Origin of the sequence: Aminobacter anthyllidis (genome assembly GCF_018555685.1) — a bacterium.
Lineage (GTDB): Bacteria > Pseudomonadota > Alphaproteobacteria > Rhizobiales > Rhizobiaceae > Aminobacter > Aminobacter anthyllidis.
The window spans coordinates 352876-373535 of the sequence record NZ_JAFLWW010000001.1; the positions used below are offsets into that span (position 1 = coordinate 352876).

Consider the following 20660-nt stretch of genomic DNA (forward strand, 5'->3'; position numbering starts at 1 on the left):
CGTATCGCATATCACGCAGCGAAAAAATAATAACACGTGCCGGCTTGATTTATCATCACGCTACGTGATATTGAAGTCATATGGCACCTGATGTTGGCAAACTGATTGATGAGCTTGGAGGCCCGTCCAAGGCGGCCGCAGCGCTCGGAATAAAGAACCCCAGTGTCGTCATGAATTGGCGGGCGAGGGGCCAAATCCCCGGCAACTGGGCACGCAAGGTCGAGAGCCTGACCGGCGTTTCCTGCCACGATCTCCGCCCTGACATTTTCGGCCCAAGCCCTGACCAAGGGGCCGCGGCATGAAATCGAACATCACACCTATCACCGACCACGTCATGGGTTCGAACTATGATGGAGACATCAAAAGCTTGGTCCATCGGTTGCTGGCGGTCGAGGATCGCATTGACCATGAGAACAAGCTCAAGGCGCTGATCTTCGCGGAAGCCAAGGTCAACAACGTCGATATCGGCGCGTTGAAGGCGACGATCCGCACAATTCGCTACATGCCGCAAAGCGGAGCCGAAAACCTTTTCGGCCTCAGTGAGACCGTCAAGTCCTATCTGGACATCGTCGTTCCGAAACGTGGCTCGGAGAAGCGATAGATGTCGACCTCCGCCGCGCTCCGCGAAATCTTCACGGCAGGCCGTCCTCTGGTCGAAACGTGGCTTGAGGTTGGCGAGCAGATCGCTGCGCTTCGCGACGTCGCGACCATGAAGGGCCTCGACTGGTCGCAGGTCAAAGCACTGCTCAAGGCGCAAATCCAGGATGAGCGCGACGACGACGGCAAAGGCAAGCGCGTCAAGCGCATCGTCGAGAAGGCCGAGTTCGCTTCCGCCTACGCCGACATGCTCGGCTTGGCGAATATGAACGAGAAAATTTATTTTGCCGAAACGACAGCCGACCGTTCCGACGGCGGCGCCAACATCAACATGCGCCATAGCGGAATTGCGACGGACCTGCCGCCGCATGACGAAGACGGCGTCATTTTCGAAGATGAGCCGGAAACGGCAACGGAATCGCCGAGCGGCATTGCGACCGGCTCGGATGACCACAGTGGCGATGAGATCGTCACCAATGCGGGAGAGGGCCATGTAGATCGCAGCGCAACCGCGCGCACACCGGCAGGTGAGGAAGATATTGCGCTGACTGGGCAGGTAGAAACCCAGGTAGATGCTGAAATCATAGACGGGAATGCCTCGCTGGCCGCGCGTGAGGATGAAGAAGTCGCGGCATTCAATCACGATGTTCCCGTGCATGTCGGGGATGAACGCACGGAACAGCCCGAGGATGGCCTGAGCGCCTCGGGCGACAATTCTGAAATTGAGCATTCGGCGCCATCCTCCCAGGTTGCCGCATCGGCTGGCGAGCTAAGCACACCCACCTCGCCAGCCGTCTTTTCTTCCCCTGCCGCTGTTTCTCCACGGGTTGACGACGGGCGACCTGACCAAAGTTCCGATGAAGTGCCGAGCGGGCAGGGTGGCGACAAGCCAAGGCTGTATAGCGGCCAATCGGGACAACAGACCGCCAGCGCAGCGCAGGACCGGAATGAGCCGGTATCCGTGAGCGGGGCGTCCGCCACCATTTCCGAAGCCGACGTTCCCGACTTCCTGAAACGCAAAGACGGCTGCCTCGATCAAGCCGGCTGCAAGGTGAAGACCTATTCCATTCTCTGCGCGCGCTGCGCTGCCGAACGTGTTCGGGCGAGGGCAGCATAATGGCCGATCATCTCAAGTGGAGAACTGCCGGCTGCCTCGCCTTCTTGGTCTGGGCGTTCATGGCACCCGATGGGGCTCCAGTGGAGAACCTCGCTGCCCTCTTGGTCATTGCAGCGGTAGCCTTTGCCACTGCTGCCATTCTCAAGGCGCTCGGCAAATGATGCGCGCCTCACCGATCCTGCTGCCGTTCAACGCCCCCCGCCTGGCAGCAGGTTTCCGTGGGGAGGCTGGAGCGCTTGGCGCTTGCCTCCCCACGGGTTTCGGCCGGTGGTGGGGACGACACTCGGCTGAACTCCATTTTGTACTGGGTGCCTTGAGCGGCTGCGGTTTCGCGCCTGCTCGGCTCGCCTTGAATTCTGTCGGGACTTTTTGGGGGCCCCGAAGACCCATTGCCACGCCGTTCCAGCCTCGCAAGCAATCGAGCGGCGTCCTTAGCATCCTGTTCGGTCCACCGTTCGGGGCCGCAGTCCAGTTCCTTTCGTTGCTCGCCCTTGTTCATAGCAAGGACCGTAACGAAGGATCGGTGAGATGTCCGGCAAAAGAGTTTCCGAAAACGGAAAAAGAGTTTCCGAGGACGACATGAGTAGTGCAGCGCTATCTGAAGCCACGAAGTGGACAAAGGAACTTATGGACGCCGAATGGCAGGGCCGTGGGGACAAGGAAAACCTTGTTCGTTATCGCCTCGCCAAGAACATCGGCGTTCGTGAAAGCTACCTCTATCGGCTCCAGTACAAGAAACAGGAAATGACGGATGTGCGTGGTTCCGTCTACCGCGCGCTGATGTTGGCCCGCCAGTTGTACGGCATCGTCGCCGCGTCTGGTGAGGCTGCTTACGAAAAAGAAAAGGCACTGGCCGATGCGCGCAATTCGAAAATGGCTGGCCTGGCTGCTGCTGTTGCTGGACCGAAAATCCAAAGGACCATGAGCAAATGATGTGGGCTGAAGCAAGTTTCTACAGCGTCGCGGCGATCTGCGTGGCGGCTGTGCTCATCACAATTCTTGTCGTCGCAATTCGAGACTGACCTCCAAAGCGGGGCGTGGGGCAAATGGTCGATTCCGAATTCGGTCTGGCAGTCGAAGCGCAGCGTGCAGGGCTCAAGGCTTCGGCCATGAAGCTCGCGCGCAACGTCGACACTGCCAATGACCTTGTTCAGGAGGCCATGGCCAAGGCACTTCGCTACGAGGGTAGGCTGGCACCCGACACCAACATCGGTGCCTGGATGACGACCGTTCTACGGAATGAGTTCTTCACCCAAGCCCGGAAATCGCAGCGTGTCGCCGCCCTCGATGATCCTGATGCCATCATCGCGATGATGCCGGCACCCGATGATCAGGCCGCAGCGCTCGAGGCCAAGGATGCTCTGGCGCGCGTCTTCGAATTGCCGGCCCGCGATTGCAGCGACCTGATGATGGTCGGGGCTGGCTTCACCTACGACGAGATCGCCGAGCGTGATGGATCGACCATGAAGGCCGTCAAAAGCCGCATCTGCCGTGGTCGCGAAGAACTTCAACAGCGGCTCGATCATCAGCCGAGCCGGCTTCTCGCCGCATATCGAACCCCACACCCCTGAAAAGGAACGAACATGAACCACACCGCCAAGGCCTATGGCCCATCCGATTATGACGCCATGACGCCGCAGCCTGACAACGCATTCAGCCGCCTGGATCGTGCCGTCGATACTCTGATGAAGGCCGAAAGCGTCGTTCGCGAACTTGCCGAACAGCTCATTGGCACGGTCCCGGTCCCGATCCAAGGTGGAGAGTCCAAGGGCAGCATCCGTGAGGACGGCCTATGCATGTCGGGCTGATCGGCGCTGTCGGCGAGAGGGCCGAGCGGATCACGCTTCTCGCCGAGCGGATCATCAACAGCGCCATGCGCGTCAACTCGCAGCTTTGATGCCGGCACCACTCCGCAAAATCCTGATCCGTCACGCCTCCGAAGATGACGTCGATCAACAGGCCAGAGCAGACATCGAAAGTTCGGAACAGGGGACGGCAGATTATGAGATCGAACGGCTTTCCATACCTAACCGACACAGTGACGGACCAGGGCTGCGCGAACTGGCCTGCCTGCGGGTGCCAGATCGATCGGTGTGATGCCGACGAACAAGTGGCCAAGCCGCTCATGGTTGTTCTGCTGAACCTAGCAGCGTGGGTCTTCCTGCTACTCGCTCTCGCTGCGTTCGCGATGGGTGTCGTCGGCATGGTGAAGGCATATGCCCATGAGGCAGCGAGCGGATGGGATTACCCGCTTAGCTGTTGCTTCGGCACGGCCAGCGGCGGCGATTGCCAAGCGATATCGAGCAAGACCGTCACCCCGATTGCAGGCGGCTATCGCATCACTTTGGTGCCCGGCGACCACAACCAAGTCACCAAGCCGCATGTGTTCGAAGTGCCGGCCGACAAGGTCCGCATCTCCGAAGACACCAGCTACCACATCTGCCTGTGGCCGACCGAAGACAAGGTCCAGTGCTTCTTTGCTCCTCCGATGAGCTACTGACATGCGCACATCAGACATCATCCCTGGCCTTGTCATCGGCCACCTTACCGTCGTCTCCAAGACGATGAAGACCCTATCGAGCGGACGCAAGATGCCCGCTTGGTCCCTTCGCTGCAGTTGCGGTGTCGTTGTCGTCGCAATGACGGTCAATCTGACCAAGGGCAAACACATGTCCTGCGGTTGCAAGCGGTCCGAGGCTATCAGCGCCCACTATCCCGGCGACACGAAGAAGCCGGAGTATCGCGTCTACCGGCAGATGCTCGACCGCTGCTATCTCGAAACCGCCCCGAACTACGCATGGTATGGCGGGAAGGGCGTGGCGGTCTGCGACCGCTGGCGGCGAGGCACGAATGAACAGACCGGATTCCAGTGCTTCATGGCTGACATGGGCGAACGCCCGGCGGGCCTCACCCTCGAACGCAACGATCCCCGTCTTCCGTACGATCCAGGCAACTGCCGTTGGGCCACTTGGGCCGAGCAGGCCGTAAACCGTCGCGAACACCACTTGTCGGTTTTCGAGCGGGACGCCCTTCGTCGTCGGCGCAGCGAAGCTCGTCAGGGCGAGAAGGCACCACGGGCGAAGCTCACTGACCAGCAGGTCACCATCATCAAGCGTCGATTGGCCGAGGGCGCACGCACCTCGGTTCTCGCTGCGCAGTTCGGCATTTCACCGCAGACGATCAGCGGCATCAAGGCCGGTCGGAAATGGACGCATATCGTGTCATCGCCGAGGGGCTTCTGATCATGGGCGAACATCTCCTTTTCAGCGAGCACCTGACCGAAGCCAAGTGCGATAGCCCGATCCGAGAAACGTTCCTCGGCCAGGCCCATATCGCCGGCACCGGTCCCGAAGGCACGACATGCCGCGAATGCATCTGGTGGCGCCTGATCGGCAAGAAGCGTCAGGCGGGGGGGGGGCATCGTCGAGTTCGTGAAGGCGCCCGCCTATTTCGGCAAGCGCCACAAGGACGCGCCCGGCGAACTCAAGAAGCAGCGCTGTACCCGGCCAATCCTAAACAAGGCCAATCGCCTCATTCCTCATCACGCCAAGTCCTGCCGGCTGTTCGAACAGAACGAACAGGCACCTGTGGCCAAAAAGCTGGTCGAGGGTAAGTGATGGGCAAGCGCAGCGATTTCCCCCGTCGTCCCATGGACGGCTACCAGACCATCGACCCGCGCGCAGTGGCAGCGCTGGTGCCATATCTCGCTGGCGTCGAGACGTTCGCTGAGCCTTGTGCCGGCGAGGGCCATCTGATCCGCCAGTTGGAAGGTGCCGGCCTTCGCTGTGGCTATTCCGGCGATCTCTCGACTGGTCAGGATGCGCTCAAGATCAAGTTCTTCGACGGCTACGACGCGATCATAACGAACCCGCCTTGGACCCGCGAAATCCTTCACCCGATGATCCGTCATTTCCAGCGCATGGCGCCGACGTGGCTGCTGTTCGATGCGGACTGGGCTCATACCGGCCAATCCGCACCATTCATGGCCCAGTGCAGCCACATCGTTTCCGTCGGTCGACTGCGCTGGATCGAAGGCACCAAGCACACCGGCAAGGACAACGTTGCTTGGCATAGGTTCCATGCCCAGCACCACGAAGGGCCGCGCTTCGTCGGGCGTCCAATGAAGGAGGCCGCATAGATGCTCGCACCATCCTATCAACCACACGAAATCGTCAAGATCGGCGAACTGCTTAAGGATCGCAAAAGCGCTTCCCAGATCGCGGCCGAGATGAGCGCCATGCGCGGGAGCAAGATTTCCCGCAACGCGATCATCGGCAAGGTGCATCGGCATCCGATCCTGAAGGCGATCGGGTTCGCTGAAAAGAAGTCGCCGACAAGCAAGAAGGGCGTGCTCGCAAAGCCGGCCAAGACGGTCGAGCGCCTGAAGCCGTCCAAAACACCCGATGCTCTGCTCCACGCGAAGCTCACCAGCACGCGGGCGCATACGGGGCCGACAGCACTGCCGGCGCGCCTGCGGGTGGCCATGTCCAATGATTTCGAGGGCTCATTCATGGAAGTCGCCGACCTCGCCATCCTCACCAACGTTCCGCGCCCCCGCGCCGAAGACCTCGGCGACCCCAAGGCATATGACGCCGAAAGCCGGGGTATCCCGCTGCTTGAGCTTGCGCGCCATGATTGCCGCTGGCCGGTGAACGATGCCGAGAAGGGGGCTGAGCATCTGTTCTGCGGACGTCCCTCCGCACCTGAGCGTCCTTATTGCCGGGCCCACTCCCTTCGCGCCGTGCAGTGCAGGTAGGAGGCCAGATGCCAGCCCCATCGATCCGCAGGCAGATCAATTTCGAGTTGAACCCCAAGGTCTACGACACCTTGGCGGCGCGCGCGAAGCTCATGGGCTACACCCCATCGGCTTATGCTCGCCTGTTGTTCGATGCTGCATTTGCGGAACGTGTCGGATGGGAAAAGCAGAACCCGGCAAGCAATCCTGATCTGGATGAAACCGTTCGGGCCGTCTTCTGCCTCGCCGGCCAGTTCGAACCGGCCACGATTTCACGGGTCACCGGTGCGCCTGAGACGCTGATCAAGAAAATCCTTTCGGGCTGGAAGGCTCATTCGAAGTCGTCGGCGAGGGCAATATGACCCTCCAGGACAAACTCGACTGCATCAACGGCATCATCCAATCCAAGATGACATGGCTCGAGCAGCACGGCCAAGGCCGCGGCAAGCGCCCAGACCACGAAATCGAGCAGATGCGCGCCCAAGTCGAAGCCCTGCACGAGATCGCTGATGACTATCGGAGATCGATAGAGCGGAAAGGGGCTGCGGCATGAACGCCATAGCTCGCCAAAGCACCGTCTCCGACATCATCGATGAGTATGATGCGAAGGCCGCCAGTGTGGAACAGGCCATCAAAGCCTACGAAGACGCCTGCACAGCTATCGAAATGGCAGGCACCATCATGGGCACTTATGTAGAGCCGATATTGCGCGGCAAGGCCTACGTCCACGCCGACAACATGCGCAAGAACCTTGTGTCGTCGGGTTGGAAGGCGATCTATTCCCGTCTGAATATCGACCGGATCGCCAGCGCCAAGGACAAGAAGCTTTTCGAGCGCACGCTGGCAGCGCCGCCGGAACTGACGTTCGACAACGCCAAGGCTACGTTCGGGCCTTATCTGGAGAACCCGCGCTCGCACATTCTTCGCGGACTTGCCGAAACATTCGCGGATCTTGATCCCGCGTACAAGTCGCACAGCAAGGTGAGGATCGGTGTCAAAGGGCTGCCCAAGCGCGTCATCATAAGCAGTTGGGGCAACTATTCCGGTACATACGGCAAGGACAAGTTCCGCGACATCGTGAACGCGCTTGCTGCCTATCGCGGCCAGCCGCTCATGGAATGGGAAGAGTTCAACGCCATCGCCATGATGCACCGGGCGGGAGGGGATGGCATCCTTGACGGCCGGGAAGCTTCAGAGACCGATCGCTACGGCAAGGTGACAACTGCCCAGACTATCGACCGTGGGATGACGGTTCGAACCTTCAGCAATGGCAATGCTCATGTGTTCTTCGCGCCGGACACGCTGACGGACATTAACAAAGCACTCGCCGAGTTCTATGGCGAAGTTCTGCCTGATGCGGAGGAAGAGGAAGCTAAGCCGCGCGCCGGCACGTCGGTCTCCAAAGACCTGCAATTCTACTGGTCGCCGGCTGATGTTGTCGAACGCGCGCTCGAGTTTGCGGGCGTCTACAATCTCCGTGAATGGCGCAATAACCCACCTGAGCCGTCGCGCATTCTTGGCGGCGATGGCCGGATCATGGATGCAATCAGGTCGCACGGGCACCGTGCGTTCGGCATCGAGTACCACTCCAGCCGCGCCGCTGAGGCGAGAGCCAAAGGCCACAATGTCCTGACGGCAAACTTCCTCGAATGCCCGGTTAAGCCGGAGTTCGATTTTGTGCTGATGAACCCGCCGTTCTATGGCCGGCACTACGTCAAGCATGTTCGCCATGCGCTGCAGTTCTTGAAGCCGGGCGGCATCCTCGTTTCGATCCTCCCGGCGACAGCCTGGTACGACCATGGCGAACTCAAAGGCGAATGGCGCGACCTGCCAGTTGGCAGCTTCGCCGATGCAGGCACGAACGTGCCGACGGGGCTGTTGAAAATCCGGAGGCCGGCATGACGCAAGTGCAATGGGCTGGCCCGCTGTTCTATCCGCCTGTCGGAATGATCGCTGTCATGGACAGCGGCTCGCGTATTGAGGTTTGGCCAGACGAGTCCGAGTCGAAAGACTGCTTTACAGGCGTGATGTTGCTCGAAGGCCGGACAGATGATCAGCGCGCCGTTTTCGATACATCATGCATGTGGGGCCGCTGCTTCATCGATCACATCGAAACCCCGACGGAAACCGACTTACGGCTCGGTGGCTTGCTCCGAGAGGATCCCAATGCATGAAACAGGAACGGATGACGGCGGCCGAATTCCGCGCGGAAAAGCCCAAGCCGAAACGCAACAAGTACGGTGCCCGCAAGACTGTGCTCGACGGCATCACCTTCGATAGCAAGGCAGAAGCCAACCGTTGGGGCACGTTGAAGCAGTGGGAAAAGCTTGGCGTGATCTACGATCTGCGCCGGCAGGTCTGGCACGAACTGAAGGCCGCCAACGGGGCCGTAGCCTGCCGGTACCGCGCCGACTTCGACTATTTCGATACGAGTTCAGGACTGCCCATCACTGAGGATGTGAAGGGTGTGTTGACGCGGGATTTCAAGGTCAAGGCCAGGCTCTTCAAGGAGCAGTACGGCCGCGAGATCAGGATTGTAAAATGACCGACAGACAGCCAATCAGCAAGCGGCTGCGCTTTGAAATATTCAAGCGCGATGAATTCACGTGCGCCTACTGCGGTGCGCATCCGCCGGATGCCTTGCTTGAAGTAGACCATATCCACCCGGTGGTTGCCGGCGGTGAGAATGACCAAGACAACCTTGTCACGGCTTGCTTTGACTGCAACCGGGGGAAGGGCGCGAAGCTACTGACGTCGGTGCCTCAGTCCCTTGCAGATAAGGCGAATGAGACAGCAGAACGTGAAGCTCAAATCCGCGCCTACTACGAAATCCTCCAGGCAAAGAAGGATCGTAAAGAGGACGAACTATGGGCTGTGGCCGACATCTATATGGAGCGGTTCAGCGACGACAGCATCCTTCGTTCGCGGCTCGCCAGCATCCGCATGTTCCTGGACCGACTGGACTATTTCACCGTCATCGAGGCCATGGAATTGGCCACCAACAAGATGCACAGCAAGGCACCGGCCTTCCGCTATTTCTGTGGAGTTTGCTGGCGCCGCATTATAGGTCACGGGGGCAGCGAATGAGCCGCATCCGTTCCCTCCATCCTGGATTTTTCACTGATGAGAGGATGGTCACCGCCAGTTTCCCGGCGCGGCTCGTGTTCCTTGGCCTTGGTGTTGAATCCGACGACAAGGGCATATTCGAGTGGAAGCCAATCACGCTCAAGATGCGGCTCTTCCCGGCAGACAATATCGACGTGGCATCGATGCTCTCCGAACTGGAGGCTGTTGATGCAATCCGCTGTTACGAAGTTGACGGCCGTAAGTACGGCGCAATTCGGAATTTCAGGAAGTATCAGCGGCCAAAAACTCCGAATGATATCCATCCCATCACCCCTGAAATCCGAACGTACGTCCTATTACCGGAGGTGACTTCGGAAAAGCCACAGGCTGAAGTCACTCCATTTCCCCAAAAAGGGGAAAAGTCTCCGCAGATGGAGGAGGGAAGAGGGAGAGAAGGAAAATCTGGCGATTTTCTCAAGCGCGCAAGCGCGCAAAAAAAGACTGCCGAGGGTTTGATCATGGGAGCATTCGCCAATGACTGACCTCATCGCCAAAGACGCCTTTGATCGCCTTCCCGAGCAATATCGGAAACGTGCCAGAGAGATCGCTGCACGGGTTCGTGACATCGATGCCGTCCTGAAACCATGTGAGCCGGCCAAGATCGGCGAGGCCGTGGTGCGCATGTTCCGCCAGTTCCGGGATCAGCCTGGTGTCGACCATGCCGACATGGCCGCCGAGTACCGGACGGCATGTTTTGATCTGCCGGAATGGGCGGTGTCCGAAGCGGCGAACGATTTCCTCGCCGGCCGCGTCGAAAACCACACCGGGCAGTTCATGCCGACATGCGCCGAGTTTGCGCGGCGGGCACGGCACATTCTGACGCCCATTCTGGCCGAACGCTCGGCGCTGCGTGTCGAGGCCGGGAAGTTGGTCGAGCGCGCCGAAGATGATCGCCGCCGGCATCTGATCGAACTGGAGCGGCACGACCCGAACGTGCGTGATCGTGTTGCTGCTCTGGCCGAAAGCGCTGCCGCTGGCGGGTTGAAGCGGGGCGCGCTGACGCATACCGGGCTGAGCGCGGAGAAGCAATCACGCCTTGATGCGCTGAAAAGGCCGCGTTCATTTGAATCCAAGATCACCACAACCAGGATCGGCAAAGGCGAGGCTCGCAATGCACGCTGAACACCAAAACGCGATGTACAGCCGGCAATTCGTTCGCGCGGTCTTAGCACGGCGCCAGGAACAGGCGCGGCTCGCCGCCATGGCGCAGGAAGCTGCAGCCAGCGAGGCCCGACGGGTGGCGCAGCAACAGGCTGATCGGGCTCTGAGGGAAGAACGAGCGGTCGAAGAATACCGCGTCATCGATGTGAGCGGAGGAACTGATCGGCTCCCAGCCCGAAGCATCATCGAGCGCGTTTCGAGAGCCACTGGCATCCCATATGCCGAGATCGTCGGGGCATCGCGGAGTCGTCCTATCGCCGAAGCCAGAATGATCGCGATGTACGAGATTCGGAAACGGCGACCGGATTTCAGCTTGCCGCAGATCGGGCGGATCTTCGGCGGTCGGGACCATACGACGGTTCTGCATGCCGTTCGCAAGATCGAAGGCCAACGCGCCGGCGAATCCGCGAAGGAGCCCGCTCAATGCGCCTGACCACGGCTCAATCCGAATTGCTCGAGCAGATCATCGGCGGCTTGGCGCTGTGGTGCCATTTCGACAGGGAACGCACGGTCTGGTGGACGCTGGAGCCGAACGGGCAAGAGGTTTCACATTCACTGGTCGAAGCGCTGATGACCAAGGGCGCGCTGCTGTTTGGCGAGCCTCAGCGGAAGCCTGGCGGGCGGTCTGATGCCCGGTATGTGGTGACTGATCGCGGTCGATCTGGGGTGGTGCTCAAAACGCCAGTTTCCATCCCGGAAGCCTTGGAAACTATGGTTTTGGAGGTGGTGCCCAAATGACACCCAAGCAAGCCTACAATCTCCTTTTTGCTTATGACGAGTGTCAGAAGCCCGCCCGGCAGTGGACCCCGTTCGAGATGAAAATCGTTCTTCATCATTACGGCAGCATAGCTGAATTCGGCGGCTGTGCCGCACCGATCTACCCAGAGACAATTTCTCGGTTGAAGGAACTTGGCGTCTTGGAAGACCGGATTGCCACACATGATGAGGACAAGAACCCATATCAGACAACCGTTCTCGGAAACGCCCTCGTCGAGATGTGGTGTCAGCAGCCTCTCCCTGTCGTGACCTATGTCGACCCACGCTTTGCGGAGGGCCAGCCACGATGAGCGACCAGCCCAAATGCTCGAATTGCGACAGCACTGGATGGGTTTGCGAGAACCATCCGCATGTCTCATGGGGTGATGGTGACGGCTGCTGTGGCGGTGCCGGCGAGCCTTGTCGGGTCTGCAACATGGAATCGCCGCCGCGCGAGCTTGCTGGCTCTACAGTCATCTGGACCGCTGCTGATGGGTGGGCGAACTGATGAGCGGTAAAACAACAGCATTCGTCTGCTGGCTTGTAGGGCACAAGCCTGTGTCTACGCTCAGCCGATCACCCAACACCGTCTATACGCACATGCGCAAAGAGACCTGCGCGCGTTGTGGAAAGGTGCTGGTGGAAGAGCGCATGTACTACGACGCGCGCACCGAGCCCGAGATGTTTCGAGGGGACAAATGAACGAAGATATTCCCAAATGGTATGTCCTGCGTCCGACGATCCGCGGCGATCGCCGTGCCGCCGAAGAATTGAAGGAAGCCGGCATCAACCATTTCGTGCCGACCTTCAATCGCATCACATTGGTCCGCCATACCAAGGCACAGGTCAAAACGGTCGAGATGCTGCTTATGCCGGGCTATGTCTTCGCCCAGCTATCGATTGAGCAGACGAAAACCGTCAACAAGCATAACCGCAAGTTCCAGCATGTGGCCCAGATCGTCAGGGTTCCGGCGACGGATCGCGCCATGCCGGTCGATGCCAAGGCCGTCGAGCAGTTGCGCTATCTCTGCGATACCAACTCATTCGATCAAGGCAAGCGCGCCGGTTCCGGCTTCGTCCATGGCGACAAGGTTCTGATCATCGGCGGCCCGTTCGACAACATCGTGGCCACATTCAGGGGCGGCAAGGTCAAGCCAGGCTTTGCAAAGCTCATTCTCTCCAAGATGTTCGGCAGCAAGGATATCGAGGTTCTTGTGCCTGATGATCTGATACAGGCGGCGTAGGAGGAAGTGATGAGAGACGATATCGAAGAATTTCGCCAGAACGAACTAAAGGAAGTGCTGGACACACACAGCGGCGACCTAAGTGGATTCGCGCCGGGCGGCATGGGCTGTCATGAAGCCCTGCATATGGCGAGCGTCTACGCCGATGATGTCTACAGCCGCCTTGCCGAGCATCCTGCCGTTATCCTCAACCCTGATTGGTTTAGGCTTGCAATGGAAGCTGGCGACAGGCTGTTCGCTCTGTACCAAGCCATCGGGGCGGTGCATCTTGCCGATGACGCCGCTATACGACAGCAGGAGAAGTCATGAGCGAGATGATCGTACGAGTCGCCGCGCGGATTGAGCGCGAACTGGACGTGGTTGAAATGGTTTCGGCCTCGCCAGAGGTGATCAGGCATCTCAGGGCAATGCGCGTTGCCCGCATTGCGATCGAAGAAATGCGCAATCCGACCATCGCGATGGTCGCAGAGGGCGAAAGCGCTGCAACATTCGGAATCGGCAAGCCTGCGGACGACGTGGCTGTCCTCCGCGTCTGGCAATGGATGATCGATGAGGCGTTGAAGCCATGACCGTCAAAGAGCTGATAGAAGCGCTGTCGAAATTCCCCGAAGACATGCGGGTTTGCATACCTAATGAGGATTTTGGGGATACAGATGTCATAGGTATTCGACTGTCAAAGGATTATGAACAAGGCAATTGGCCTCCGTTCGTGCTTGTCGTCGGGTAGGACGGCCCATAACTGTGTGTTCTTGTTCTGATCATACCCCACATATTGATTTTTAAGACCAAATCACCTTATACAGCATCCGGGACGAATGCTGATCAGTTCGCGGCCTTCTAGGTCGAGCGACTAGCGCCCGTTCCCCGTTGCGGCGACAGGGCCTAACGGAGTGCGTAAGCAGTTCCCAAACGAATTCACAGTTGCCCAAAAGGATGGCGCTGCTCGCCAGTACCCGAAAGCCAACCATGGAACGGCTCAGGCGAAGACAGCAGAGAGGCCACGTACCGGCTTAAGTGTCGGGGGCAGACAATTCAGGACGGCGGCGTTGAAGGAAACGCAGCGACTGCAAGGGTGGCTGGCAAAGTGCCGGTGAAAACCGGCCTGCTTCGAGGGCATGGAAGCCCGGCTCGTAGCCTAAATATCGACGACGCCAGCTTAGCCGGTATCAAGCCCGGCCCGTCCTGATCATTCCGTACCCACATTCCCGCGCGAGGTAGCCCCATGGCCTCCCATACATGGACTGAACAGCAGGATGCGCCTGCATCGTCGGGTGGTGTGGCCTGATGCCTGCCCTATCAAACCGCAAATGGGAAGCATTCGCGCAGAGGCTCGCTGAGGGTGAGCCGGCATACAAGGCCTACGAGAGCGCCGGGTATGCCAGTAACCACGGCAACGCGAGCACTCTAAACAAGAATCAAAAGGTTCAAAACCGCGTGGCCGAGATACTGGCCGAGCGGGAACAGGCTGAGCGTGAAGCCACCAAGAAGGCCATTAATGCCATCGGAGTCACCAAGGAGCAGGTGATCGAAGAACTGCGGCGCATCGGCTTCGCAGATATCCGCAAGGCGGTCAAATGGGGTCCAACCCAGCGCATTAGCGAGATGATAGACGGATCGATCGTGATGTCCAACGGCGTCACGCTGATCGACAGCAGCGACATCGACGATGCCACGGCTGCGGCCATTTCCGAGGTGGGCAACACCAAGGAAGGCATCAAGATCAAGTTCCACGACAAGAAGGGCGCGCTGATCGAGCTGCTGCGCCTGTTGAACGTGTCGGCGCCGCCCAAGGCCGAGGATGAGCCCCAGCCAGGGGCCGATCTGCCCGCCGGCAGCAATGTTGTGCATTTCGATGCCGCGCTTAAGCGGTTTGGGTGAGGCGAAAATGAATGCAACTCATATACAAGGGCCAACGCTACCGCACCGGTAAGGTGCAGGCTGACCTGATCGAGTTCGTCGAGGCCGGCAAGCTCCACAGCCTCGACTTCATCGAAGCCCTGCAGTTCTACATGGAGATCGTGCCCCATCTCAGCAGGGGCGGGCTGGCATATCTCGGCAGCGTCGATCGGTTCTTCCTGCTAGCCGATATCCTTGGCCGCCACGATATCCTGCACCCATGGCTCTATGATCGGTGCCGTGAGGTTGAACTGGCGCCCTACGGCCACATCGATCTCTGGGCGCGTGAGCACGGGAAGTCGTCGGTCATCACGTTCGCTGGGTCGATCCAAGAGATCGTCAACGATCCCGAGATCACCATCGGCATCTTCTCGCATACCCGGAAGATCGCGAAAGCGTTCGTCAAACAGATCCGTGGCGAGTTCGATCGCAACGAGCGGTTCCGCGAAATCTACGCCGATATCTGCTGGCCCAAGAGCAGCCAGGCGCCGCTGTGGACGGAAGAAGCCTTCACGGTCAGGCGCAAGGGCAACCCGAAGGAAGCGACGGTTGAGGGATGGGGCCTTGTCGACGGCCAGCCAACATCGAAGCACTTCAAGCTCCGTACCTATGACGACGTCGTCACGCTTGAATCGGTGAATACGTCGGAACAGATCAAGAAGACGACTGAAGCATGGGAAATGTCCGACAACCTCGGGGCGCAGGGCGGGCAGGTCCAATACATCGGCACCCGATACAATTTTGCCGATACCTACGCGGAAATCCTTGATCGCGGCATCGTCACGCCGCGCATCTATCCAGCCACCCACAACGGCAAGCCTGATGGCAAGCCGGTCCTGTTTACACAGGAAGCATGGGAAGAGAAGCGAAAGACCCAGCGGTCGACGCTTGCAGCCCAGATGCTGCAGAACCCGCTGGCGGACAAGGAACAGCGCTTTGAACCGCAGTGGTTCAGACCCTGGATCACACGGCCGGCAACGATGAACGTCTACATTCTCGGCGATCCAAGCCGGGGGCGGACATCGAGCAGCGATCGTACCGCAATCGCGGTTATCGGGTTGGACGCAGGCGGCAACAAGTACCTGCTCGACGGCTTCTGCCATCGCATGACGCTGTCGCAGCGTTGGGACCATCTGAAGCATATCCATAAGAAATGGAGCGCGGTTCCCGGCGTCGGCATGGTCAAGGTCGGCTACGAGCGCTTCGGCCAGCAGAGCGACGACGAGTATTTCACGGAACGGATGCGGGCTGAGAAATACGTCTTTTCGATCCAGGAACTGGCATGGCCCCGTGAGGGTGGCGCGTCCAAGGTTCACAGGGTCGAGCGGCTGCAGCCTGATTTCGAGTTTGGCTCGTTCTTCCTGCCCGGGCTGGTTCACGTCACAGGCGTCGGCACCTGTATCTGGTCCGCCGATCTTGAGCTTGGACAGATGAACTTCCGGCCAATGCAAGGTGAGTTGCAGGCCATCTCAGTGGTCAAGGCGAGGGGGCAAGAGTATCTGGCCTGCAAGCCATTGAAGCGACAGAACGAAGACGGCGATGTCTACGATCTCACCCGCATGCTGATGGATGAGATGCTGTTCTTTCCTTTTGCTACACACGACGATTTGGTCGATGCCACGAGCCGGATTTACGACATCGAACCGGTGGCGCCATCGATCCACGATGAAATCCCAGAACTCCCGGCTGCGGCCGATGCTTAGAATTCGGGGAGGCGGATGACGATGGTCTCGGTTGGGGCCTCGTCGCATTGCCACTGATATTCGAACATCAGCAGGTCCATCAGTTCCTCTGGCCGGTAATGGCCGGCGACAGGAATTCGGATTGAGAAGCCATCCAGTTTGGGCAGCTTTTTGTACGTGAAGATGATTTCAACGTCATCGCTCATGACAGCAATTCTAACTTAAGGCGGTCCCATGGTGAAGCCCATCAATAAGGTCTGGTGGTGTGATCGCGGCTGGCAACCGATGAGCTTCGGCTTCTGCCCATCGAAACGGGCATGGAAGCGTGAAATGAAGCGGCTCGGTGTCAAGGATGAGCCTTATCCCGACACTGCCGGCCGCTGCACCGTCCTAGAAAACAAGCGCAGCGGTGAGATCACAGTGCTGGTGACGATCTCCGAGAAGGCCAGCGAGCGTTCCGCAGTCGAGGTCATCGGCTTGCTTGTCCATGAGGGCACGCACGTCTGGCAGCAGATCAAACGAGACATCGGCGAGGACAATCCGTCGCCTGAGTTCGAAGCCTACTCCATGCAGGCCATCACTCAGGGGCGATCCAAGCCTATCAGGAAACGAGAGGACCACTCCATGGCAACCGGTGATGTACGCACGGTTTCGTTCACCTGGCTTTCGGTGATCCTGAAGGCCGAGCCCGAATTCTACGCCAAGCGCAAGGACGAGCGGCTCTACGAATGGTCCAACGGACGTGAGTTTCGCGGCGATCCTCGGCGTGTAGGGACGGCTTATCCAGATGAATGAATCGATGCGCTGTTCCATTGCGGAGTGTGGCGACCAAGTGCTGGCGCGCGGCTGGTGTAAACATCACTATGACCGATGGAGAAACCACGGAGATCCGGTTGGCGGCACAGGGCGAAGGTCCGGCGATGCTGAACGCTATTTCCGCGAAGTGGTTATCGCGTACGAAGGCGACGAATGCCTTGCTTGGCCATTCAGCCGGAGTAGCAATGGCTACGGGCAGGTATGGGTCGATGGCAAAGTGCATGCTGTCCATCGCCTCGTCTGCGAGGAAGTCAACGGCTTGCCGCCTACGCCAGAACATGAGGCTGCTCATAAATGCGGGAAAGGGCATGAATCCTGCTGCACTAAGGCTCATCTCGTCTGGAAGACGCATGCTGAGAACATGGCTGACATGTTCGATCATGGCACAGGTCATCGCAAACTTAGTGAAGAGGACGTGCGAGAAATCCTCTCCCTCAAGGGCAAGTTGCTGCATCGCGAGATAGCGGCACGCTTTGGCATCCACAAATCCAACGTCAGCCATATCCTTCGTGGGAAGACCTGGGGGTGGTTGGCCAATGCTCAAACACACCCCGGACGAGTGAGCAGCTAACCCATGCAGTTCCAGCCGCAACTCAAATACGAGCATCCCGGTCTCGGTGATGACTTGTCGCCCGATCCGTTCGCAAAGCCGAAAATGGCTATCGCGAAATGGACCGGCGATTTGCTCAATCGCGAGTACGCCGGCCATGCCTGGCATGTCGAGGTCACCATGAGCGCCACGGGCGGCATCATCAAGATCCGCCTCAACGGCATCATGCCCGGCAATCGCTGGTATGTGGTCAAGCTCGACGAAGTTCTGACCGATCCGGGCGGCAAGCGCACCGTATTGCGTGGCGCCGGCGAATTGCTCGAGCGCTACCAGATCAGGCGCGGCGGCTTCAATCTCGACCAATGGCGCAACGCGCTGGCGGCAATGCCCATCCAGGATCGCATCAGCGGACGAGGTCACCTTGCCCCACTCCTCGGGTAACGATCCACTGGAAGACGGCTTGGCCGATGGTGCGGCGTCCGAAACGGGCGCCGACGATGGAAGCATGCTGAACGACAAGGACTGGATTCGCATGTTCCGCGATTCCCTGAAGTCGGCGTCGGATTTCCAGCAGACCAAGCTACGCGCCCCATGGAGCCGGAACTATCGCGCCTTCGCCAACCGCCATATGAGCGGTTCGAAGTACGATACCTCACGCTATCGGCACCGTTCCAAGCTGTTCAAGCCGAAAACCCGCATGGCGGTGCGTAAGAACGATGCCACCGCAGCCTCGGCGATGTTCTCGACGGCTGATGTGGTGTCGATCACACCGGAGCGGTCCTCGGATCGTCTCCAGATGATGACGGCGCGCTTCATCCATGCCGCGCTGAACTACCGCCTGGATCGCAGCACGCGGTTGACTGGTCCGAACTGGTTCCTGACCGCTATCGGTGCACGTCAGGATACCCAGCTCACCGGCATCTGTGTTTCCAAGCAGTACTGGGAGTTCGAAGAGCGCGAATATGACGTTCTGGTCGATGCGCCCGTGCTCGACGTCAATGGCATGCCGGTCATTGATCCACTGACCAATGAAGGCACCACCGAAGAGACCGTCGAGACCAAGCGCGAGAAAATCCGCGACCGGATTCAAATCACGCTGATCGAGCCGGAGCACGCCTTTATTGACCAGACCGCAGACTGGCGCGATCCGATCCAGGAAGGCGGGTTCTTCATTGCCGGCTATCCGATGCGCAAGGAAGACCTCGAAACCATCATTGCGCAGAATTCCTCACGTCCCATGATGGGTGGTGGTGCCTGGCGCTCTGATATCGATGTCGCCAAGATCACGCAGGCCAGTTCCGGCGAAATGCGCCGCAGCGAGGGTGTCAGACGCGCCCGCGACGATGGCACCGATCGCTATGAAAGCCGTCACGCCGACAAGAATGGCGAAGTGATCTGGCTCTACGAGAACTTCTATCGCTATGATGGCGAGGACTGGCATTACTGGATGTTGGGTGAAACCATCCTCCTGTCTGATCCGCGCCCGACCCGCGACAGCTATCCTGAACAGAAGGGCGACCGCCCCTATGTCATGGGCGTCGGTGCTCTGGAAAGCCACAAGACCCATCCGACTGCACCTGTCGAGACCTGGCAGCCGTTGCAGCAGGAACTGAACGACATCACCAATCTCGGGCTCGATGCCCGCAAGATGGCGATTTCGCCGATCACCAAGATCAGACGCGGCCGCAACATCGACTGGAAGCAAGTCCAGAACCGCGGCCCCGACGCCATGATCATGGTCGAGGAACATGACGACGTCACCTTCGACAGGGCGCCGAGCCCGGATGGTGGCGCCCAACTCGAATTGAACACGCTCAACGTCGATTTCGATGAGCTTGCCGGGGTGTTTTCGACAGGTTCGGTGCAATCCAACCGCCAGTTGAATGAGACCGTTGGCGGCATGAACCTGATGGCATCGTCTTCAAATGCCCTGACCGAGTTCGATCTCAGGGTGTGGGTCGAGACATGGGTGGAACCCTGCCTTCGTCAATGCGTCCGTGCCATCCAGTACTACGAATCCGATGAGATCGTCATGGCGGTTGCCGGCGAAAAGGCCGGTTTGCTCTCTGCGACGCAGAAGCCAAGTGCCCTCGACGGCCCGCCACAGGAAGAGCCGGGTGAACAGCCGATCTCGTTCCAGGATGTGATGAATGTTCTTGGTGACGCTCAGATTTCCGTGAAGGTCAACGTCGGCATCGGTGCCCTCGACAGCCGCCAGAAGCTCGAAAAGTTCATGGGCGGCGTCAAGATGACAATGGAAATGGCCCCGCTGCTCGCCGCCGATGGCATCAAGCCGAATGGTGCCGCCATGGCACAGGAGGCGTGGGGCCTGCTTGGTTACAAGGATGCCGATCGCTTCTTCGAACGCATGCCGGAAGACAAGGAAAAACAGCCTCCGCCAGATGTCCAGAAACAGATGATGGAGATGGCTCAATCCAAGGCCGAGCATGACGCCGAGATGAAGCGCGTGCAGCAGGAAATGGCCTTCGCTCAAGAAAAGCATGACGCCGACATGGCGAAGATGAGGTCAGAACAGCAGGCCGATCAGGCTCATGCGGTCCTCGACCAGATATCGCAGATGCTCGGCAAAAAGGATCAACAATGACCCAACAGTCAAAATCCTTCCTCGGCGCAGCGCGTCATGCAGTCGCGATCACGCCGCACCTGACGACAATATTCCAGGAGACCCGCGCGATCACATGTACGGGTGATGGCACAGCGGCCATCCGGTTCGCAGATAGCGCGGCCGATGTGACTGTCTCTCTGGTCGCTGGTACCGTCTATCCCTACGCGATTACGTCGTGCCGCATAACTGGCACCACGGCCACAGGCATCGTCGGGCTGTACTGAGATGATGCTCGCTATCAACCTCGGGCTTTCCATGCTGCGGGGCCGGAAAGTCACTTCGACTCCCGGTGTCCCCGGCGAGTTGGTGTTCTCCGACGCCGCTAACAGCGGCCTACTCGTTCTTCTAGAGGAT

The 20660-nt window shown here is 59.1% G+C and carries 36 protein-coding genes; 35 read left to right on the forward strand and 1 reads right to left on the reverse strand.

Annotated elements, in window-relative coordinates; all coding sequences use genetic code 11:
* Positions 1 to 80 precede the first annotated feature (80 nt).
* The 30 genes from J1C56_RS01850 to J1C56_RS01995 all read left to right on the forward strand — a co-directional run bounded on the left by J1C56_RS01850 (position 81) and on the right by J1C56_RS01995 (position 16335).
* Complete coding sequence (locus J1C56_RS01850) at positions 81 to 302, forward strand: carph-isopro domain-containing protein (protein ID WP_214385452.1); 222 nt, start codon at positions 81 to 83, stop codon at positions 300 to 302.
* Complete coding sequence (locus J1C56_RS01855) at positions 299 to 601, forward strand: hypothetical protein (RefSeq protein WP_214385454.1); 303 nt, start codon at positions 299 to 301, stop codon at positions 599 to 601. The genes J1C56_RS01850 and J1C56_RS01855 overlap by 4 nt, the downstream gene beginning before the upstream one ends.
* Positions 602 to 1714: a hypothetical protein gene (locus J1C56_RS01860; protein ID WP_214385456.1), complete on the forward strand. Its 1113-nt coding sequence runs from the start codon at positions 602 to 604 to the stop codon at positions 1712 to 1714.
* Entirely contained in the window at positions 1714 to 1875 is a 162-nt protein-coding gene (locus J1C56_RS01865; protein WP_214385457.1) for a hypothetical protein, read from the forward strand. Before J1C56_RS01860 ends, J1C56_RS01865 begins: the two co-directional genes overlap by 1 nt.
* A gap of 367 nt (positions 1876 to 2242) precedes the next feature.
* A complete protein-coding gene (locus J1C56_RS01870; RefSeq protein ID WP_214385459.1) occupies positions 2243 to 2647 on the forward strand; it encodes a hypothetical protein in 405 nt (134 codons plus the stop codon).
* 113 nt (positions 2648 to 2760) lie between these two features.
* Positions 2761 to 3285 carry a sigma-70 family RNA polymerase sigma factor gene (locus J1C56_RS01875; RefSeq protein WP_214385461.1) on the forward strand — a complete coding sequence of 175 codons (525 nt, stop codon included), beginning with the start codon at positions 2761 to 2763 and terminating at the stop codon, positions 3283 to 3285.
* A 12-nt stretch (positions 3286 to 3297) separates the two neighbouring features.
* Positions 3298 to 3522 carry a hypothetical protein gene (locus J1C56_RS01880; RefSeq protein ID WP_214385463.1) on the forward strand — a complete coding sequence of 75 codons (225 nt, stop codon included), beginning with the start codon at positions 3298 to 3300 and terminating at the stop codon, positions 3520 to 3522.
* A gap of 380 nt (positions 3523 to 3902) precedes the next feature.
* A complete protein-coding gene (locus J1C56_RS01885) occupies positions 3903 to 4214 on the forward strand; it encodes a hypothetical protein (protein ID WP_214386630.1) in 312 nt (103 codons plus the stop codon).
* 139 nt (positions 4215 to 4353) lie between these two features.
* Entirely contained in the window at positions 4354 to 4956 is a 603-nt protein-coding gene (locus J1C56_RS01890) for a helix-turn-helix domain-containing protein (protein ID WP_214385465.1), read from the forward strand.
* A 189-nt stretch (positions 4957 to 5145) separates the two neighbouring features.
* Positions 5146 to 5331, forward strand: coding sequence for a hypothetical protein (locus tag J1C56_RS32730; RefSeq protein ID WP_246591060.1), 186 nt, complete (start codon positions 5146 to 5148; stop codon positions 5329 to 5331).
* Positions 5331 to 5852 carry a hypothetical protein gene (locus tag J1C56_RS01900; protein WP_214385467.1) on the forward strand — a complete coding sequence of 174 codons (522 nt, stop codon included), beginning with the start codon at positions 5331 to 5333 and terminating at the stop codon, positions 5850 to 5852. Before J1C56_RS32730 ends, J1C56_RS01900 begins: the two co-directional genes overlap by 1 nt.
* Positions 5853 to 6470 (forward strand): GcrA family cell cycle regulator, encoded by a 618-nt coding sequence (locus J1C56_RS01905; RefSeq protein WP_214385469.1) that lies wholly within the window; start codon positions 5853 to 5855, stop codon positions 6468 to 6470.
* Between the two features lie 8 nt (positions 6471 to 6478).
* Positions 6479 to 6811: a hypothetical protein gene (locus tag J1C56_RS01910; RefSeq protein ID WP_214385471.1), complete on the forward strand. Its 333-nt coding sequence runs from the start codon at positions 6479 to 6481 to the stop codon at positions 6809 to 6811.
* Entirely contained in the window at positions 6808 to 7002 is a 195-nt protein-coding gene (locus J1C56_RS01915; RefSeq protein ID WP_214385473.1) for a hypothetical protein, read from the forward strand. The genes J1C56_RS01910 and J1C56_RS01915 overlap by 4 nt, the downstream gene beginning before the upstream one ends.
* On the forward strand, positions 6999 to 8351 hold the full coding sequence (locus tag J1C56_RS01920; RefSeq protein ID WP_214385475.1) for a DUF4942 domain-containing protein: 1353 nt from the start codon (positions 6999 to 7001) through the stop codon (positions 8349 to 8351). Before J1C56_RS01915 ends, J1C56_RS01920 begins: the two co-directional genes overlap by 4 nt.
* A complete protein-coding gene (locus J1C56_RS01925) occupies positions 8348 to 8623 on the forward strand; it encodes a hypothetical protein (RefSeq protein WP_214385477.1) in 276 nt (91 codons plus the stop codon). The genes J1C56_RS01920 and J1C56_RS01925 overlap by 4 nt, the downstream gene beginning before the upstream one ends.
* A complete protein-coding gene (locus J1C56_RS01930; protein WP_246591061.1) occupies positions 8620 to 8994 on the forward strand; it encodes a DUF1064 domain-containing protein in 375 nt (124 codons plus the stop codon). The genes J1C56_RS01925 and J1C56_RS01930 overlap by 4 nt, the downstream gene beginning before the upstream one ends.
* Positions 8991 to 9536 (forward strand): HNH endonuclease, encoded by a 546-nt coding sequence (locus J1C56_RS01935; protein WP_214385479.1) that lies wholly within the window; start codon positions 8991 to 8993, stop codon positions 9534 to 9536. The genes J1C56_RS01930 and J1C56_RS01935 overlap by 4 nt, the downstream gene beginning before the upstream one ends.
* Positions 9533 to 10057 (forward strand): hypothetical protein, encoded by a 525-nt coding sequence (locus J1C56_RS01940; protein WP_214385481.1) that lies wholly within the window; start codon positions 9533 to 9535, stop codon positions 10055 to 10057. Before J1C56_RS01935 ends, J1C56_RS01940 begins: the two co-directional genes overlap by 4 nt.
* On the forward strand, positions 10050 to 10697 hold the full coding sequence (locus J1C56_RS01945; protein ID WP_214385483.1) for a hypothetical protein: 648 nt from the start codon (positions 10050 to 10052) through the stop codon (positions 10695 to 10697). Before J1C56_RS01940 ends, J1C56_RS01945 begins: the two co-directional genes overlap by 8 nt.
* A 79-nt stretch (positions 10698 to 10776) precedes the next feature.
* Entirely contained in the window at positions 10777 to 11169 is a 393-nt protein-coding gene (locus tag J1C56_RS01950) for a helix-turn-helix domain-containing protein (protein ID WP_246591152.1), read from the forward strand.
* Positions 11160 to 11474, forward strand: a complete 315-nt coding sequence (locus J1C56_RS01955; protein WP_214385486.1) for a hypothetical protein — start codon at positions 11160 to 11162, stop codon at positions 11472 to 11474. Before J1C56_RS01950 ends, J1C56_RS01955 begins: the two co-directional genes overlap by 10 nt.
* Positions 11471 to 11803, forward strand: coding sequence for a hypothetical protein (locus J1C56_RS01960; RefSeq protein ID WP_214385488.1), 333 nt, complete (start codon positions 11471 to 11473; stop codon positions 11801 to 11803). Before J1C56_RS01955 ends, J1C56_RS01960 begins: the two co-directional genes overlap by 4 nt.
* A gap of 196 nt (positions 11804 to 11999) precedes the next feature.
* Positions 12000 to 12194, forward strand: a complete 195-nt coding sequence (locus J1C56_RS01965; RefSeq protein ID WP_214385490.1) for a hypothetical protein — start codon at positions 12000 to 12002, stop codon at positions 12192 to 12194.
* A complete protein-coding gene (gene nusG, locus J1C56_RS01970; protein ID WP_214385492.1) occupies positions 12191 to 12736 on the forward strand; it encodes a transcription termination/antitermination protein NusG in 546 nt (181 codons plus the stop codon). The genes J1C56_RS01965 and nusG overlap by 4 nt, the downstream gene beginning before the upstream one ends.
* A 9-nt stretch (positions 12737 to 12745) precedes the next feature.
* On the forward strand, positions 12746 to 13045 hold the full coding sequence (locus tag J1C56_RS01975; protein WP_214385494.1) for a hypothetical protein: 300 nt from the start codon (positions 12746 to 12748) through the stop codon (positions 13043 to 13045).
* Positions 13042 to 13305: a hypothetical protein gene (locus J1C56_RS01980; protein ID WP_214385496.1), complete on the forward strand. Its 264-nt coding sequence runs from the start codon at positions 13042 to 13044 to the stop codon at positions 13303 to 13305. The genes J1C56_RS01975 and J1C56_RS01980 overlap by 4 nt, the downstream gene beginning before the upstream one ends.
* Complete coding sequence (locus J1C56_RS01985) at positions 13302 to 13463, forward strand: hypothetical protein (protein WP_214385498.1); 162 nt, start codon at positions 13302 to 13304, stop codon at positions 13461 to 13463. Before J1C56_RS01980 ends, J1C56_RS01985 begins: the two co-directional genes overlap by 4 nt.
* Before the next feature lie 557 nt (positions 13464 to 14020).
* On the forward strand, positions 14021 to 14614 hold the full coding sequence (locus J1C56_RS01990) for a terminase small subunit (RefSeq protein WP_214385500.1): 594 nt from the start codon (positions 14021 to 14023) through the stop codon (positions 14612 to 14614).
* Between the two features lie 11 nt (positions 14615 to 14625).
* Positions 14626 to 16335 (forward strand): hypothetical protein, encoded by a 1710-nt coding sequence (locus J1C56_RS01995; RefSeq protein WP_214385502.1) that lies wholly within the window; start codon positions 14626 to 14628, stop codon positions 16333 to 16335.
* On the opposite strand, the gene J1C56_RS02000 is transcribed toward J1C56_RS01995, so the two are convergent.
* Positions 16332 to 16520, reverse strand: coding sequence for a hypothetical protein (locus J1C56_RS02000; protein ID WP_214385504.1), 189 nt, complete (start codon positions 16518 to 16520; stop codon positions 16332 to 16334). The two genes, J1C56_RS01995 and J1C56_RS02000, sit on opposite strands and share 4 nt — an antisense overlap.
* A gap of 124 nt (positions 16521 to 16644) precedes the next feature.
* Between J1C56_RS02000 and J1C56_RS02005 the strand changes: the two genes are divergently transcribed.
* The 5 genes from J1C56_RS02005 (at position 16645) to J1C56_RS02025 (ending at position 20530) form a co-directional block, all read left to right on the forward strand.
* Positions 16645 to 17109: a hypothetical protein gene (locus J1C56_RS02005; RefSeq protein WP_214385505.1), complete on the forward strand. Its 465-nt coding sequence runs from the start codon at positions 16645 to 16647 to the stop codon at positions 17107 to 17109.
* Positions 17102 to 17701 (forward strand): HNH endonuclease, encoded by a 600-nt coding sequence (locus J1C56_RS02010; RefSeq protein WP_214385506.1) that lies wholly within the window; start codon positions 17102 to 17104, stop codon positions 17699 to 17701. Before J1C56_RS02005 ends, J1C56_RS02010 begins: the two co-directional genes overlap by 8 nt.
* A gap of 3 nt (positions 17702 to 17704) precedes the next feature.
* A complete protein-coding gene (locus J1C56_RS02015; RefSeq protein WP_214385507.1) occupies positions 17705 to 18121 on the forward strand; it encodes a hypothetical protein in 417 nt (138 codons plus the stop codon).
* Positions 18122 to 18185: 64 nt separating this feature from the next.
* Positions 18186 to 20285 carry a portal protein gene (locus J1C56_RS02020; RefSeq protein ID WP_214385508.1) on the forward strand — a complete coding sequence of 700 codons (2100 nt, stop codon included), beginning with the start codon at positions 18186 to 18188 and terminating at the stop codon, positions 20283 to 20285.
* Positions 20282 to 20530 (forward strand): spike base protein, RCAP_Rcc01079 family, encoded by a 249-nt coding sequence (locus J1C56_RS02025; protein ID WP_214385509.1) that lies wholly within the window; start codon positions 20282 to 20284, stop codon positions 20528 to 20530. The genes J1C56_RS02020 and J1C56_RS02025 overlap by 4 nt, the downstream gene beginning before the upstream one ends.
* Positions 20531 to 20660 lie beyond the last annotated feature (130 nt).

Bases quoted from the DNA above. Each gene is read 5' to 3' on its own strand.
- J1C56_RS01850 (WP_214385452.1), top strand. From the start codon at position 81: ATGGCACCTGATGTTGGCAAACTGATTGATGAGCTTGGAGGCCCGTCC.
- J1C56_RS01855 (WP_214385454.1), top strand. From the start codon at position 299: ATGAAATCGAACATCACACCTATCACCGACCACGTCATGGGTTCGAAC.
- J1C56_RS01860 (WP_214385456.1), top strand. From the start codon at position 602: ATGTCGACCTCCGCCGCGCTCCGCGAAATCTTCACGGCAGGCCGTCCT.
- J1C56_RS01865 (WP_214385457.1), top strand. From the start codon at position 1,714: ATGGCCGATCATCTCAAGTGGAGAACTGCCGGCTGCCTCGCCTTCTTG.
- J1C56_RS01870 (WP_214385459.1), top strand. From the start codon at position 2,243: ATGTCCGGCAAAAGAGTTTCCGAAAACGGAAAAAGAGTTTCCGAGGAC.
- J1C56_RS01875 (WP_214385461.1), top strand. From the start codon at position 2,761: ATGGTCGATTCCGAATTCGGTCTGGCAGTCGAAGCGCAGCGTGCAGGG.
- J1C56_RS01880 (WP_214385463.1), top strand. From the start codon at position 3,298: ATGAACCACACCGCCAAGGCCTATGGCCCATCCGATTATGACGCCATG.
- J1C56_RS01885 (WP_214386630.1), top strand. From the start codon at position 3,903: ATGGGTGTCGTCGGCATGGTGAAGGCATATGCCCATGAGGCAGCGAGC.
- J1C56_RS01890 (WP_214385465.1), top strand. From the start codon at position 4,354: ATGACGGTCAATCTGACCAAGGGCAAACACATGTCCTGCGGTTGCAAG.
- J1C56_RS01900 (WP_214385467.1), top strand. From the start codon at position 5,331: ATGGGCAAGCGCAGCGATTTCCCCCGTCGTCCCATGGACGGCTACCAG.
- J1C56_RS01905 (WP_214385469.1), top strand. From the start codon at position 5,853: ATGCTCGCACCATCCTATCAACCACACGAAATCGTCAAGATCGGCGAA.
- J1C56_RS01910 (WP_214385471.1), top strand. From the start codon at position 6,479: ATGCCAGCCCCATCGATCCGCAGGCAGATCAATTTCGAGTTGAACCCC.
- J1C56_RS01915 (WP_214385473.1), top strand. From the start codon at position 6,808: ATGACCCTCCAGGACAAACTCGACTGCATCAACGGCATCATCCAATCC.
- J1C56_RS01920 (WP_214385475.1), top strand. From the start codon at position 6,999: ATGAACGCCATAGCTCGCCAAAGCACCGTCTCCGACATCATCGATGAG.
- J1C56_RS01925 (WP_214385477.1), top strand. From the start codon at position 8,348: ATGACGCAAGTGCAATGGGCTGGCCCGCTGTTCTATCCGCCTGTCGGA.
- J1C56_RS01930 (WP_246591061.1), top strand. From the start codon at position 8,620: ATGAAACAGGAACGGATGACGGCGGCCGAATTCCGCGCGGAAAAGCCC.
- J1C56_RS01935 (WP_214385479.1), top strand. From the start codon at position 8,991: ATGACCGACAGACAGCCAATCAGCAAGCGGCTGCGCTTTGAAATATTC.
- J1C56_RS01940 (WP_214385481.1), top strand. From the start codon at position 9,533: ATGAGCCGCATCCGTTCCCTCCATCCTGGATTTTTCACTGATGAGAGG.
- J1C56_RS01945 (WP_214385483.1), top strand. From the start codon at position 10,050: ATGACTGACCTCATCGCCAAAGACGCCTTTGATCGCCTTCCCGAGCAA.
- J1C56_RS01950 (WP_246591152.1), top strand. From the start codon at position 10,777: ATGGCGCAGGAAGCTGCAGCCAGCGAGGCCCGACGGGTGGCGCAGCAA.
- J1C56_RS01955 (WP_214385486.1), top strand. From the start codon at position 11,160: ATGCGCCTGACCACGGCTCAATCCGAATTGCTCGAGCAGATCATCGGC.
- J1C56_RS01960 (WP_214385488.1), top strand. From the start codon at position 11,471: ATGACACCCAAGCAAGCCTACAATCTCCTTTTTGCTTATGACGAGTGT.
- J1C56_RS01965 (WP_214385490.1), top strand. From the start codon at position 12,000: ATGAGCGGTAAAACAACAGCATTCGTCTGCTGGCTTGTAGGGCACAAG.
- nusG (WP_214385492.1), top strand. From the start codon at position 12,191: ATGAACGAAGATATTCCCAAATGGTATGTCCTGCGTCCGACGATCCGC.
- J1C56_RS01975 (WP_214385494.1), top strand. From the start codon at position 12,746: ATGAGAGACGATATCGAAGAATTTCGCCAGAACGAACTAAAGGAAGTG.
- J1C56_RS01980 (WP_214385496.1), top strand. From the start codon at position 13,042: ATGAGCGAGATGATCGTACGAGTCGCCGCGCGGATTGAGCGCGAACTG.
- J1C56_RS01985 (WP_214385498.1), top strand. From the start codon at position 13,302: ATGACCGTCAAAGAGCTGATAGAAGCGCTGTCGAAATTCCCCGAAGAC.
- J1C56_RS01990 (WP_214385500.1), top strand. From the start codon at position 14,021: ATGCCTGCCCTATCAAACCGCAAATGGGAAGCATTCGCGCAGAGGCTC.
- J1C56_RS01995 (WP_214385502.1), top strand. From the start codon at position 14,626: ATGCAACTCATATACAAGGGCCAACGCTACCGCACCGGTAAGGTGCAG.
- J1C56_RS02000 (WP_214385504.1), bottom strand. From the start codon at position 16,520: ATGAGCGATGACGTTGAAATCATCTTCACGTACAAAAAGCTGCCCAAA.
- J1C56_RS02005 (WP_214385505.1), top strand. From the start codon at position 16,645: ATGAAGCGGCTCGGTGTCAAGGATGAGCCTTATCCCGACACTGCCGGC.
- J1C56_RS02010 (WP_214385506.1), top strand. From the start codon at position 17,102: ATGAATGAATCGATGCGCTGTTCCATTGCGGAGTGTGGCGACCAAGTG.
- J1C56_RS02015 (WP_214385507.1), top strand. From the start codon at position 17,705: ATGCAGTTCCAGCCGCAACTCAAATACGAGCATCCCGGTCTCGGTGAT.
- J1C56_RS02020 (WP_214385508.1), top strand. From the start codon at position 18,186: ATGCTGAACGACAAGGACTGGATTCGCATGTTCCGCGATTCCCTGAAG.
- J1C56_RS02025 (WP_214385509.1), top strand. From the start codon at position 20,282: ATGACCCAACAGTCAAAATCCTTCCTCGGCGCAGCGCGTCATGCAGTC.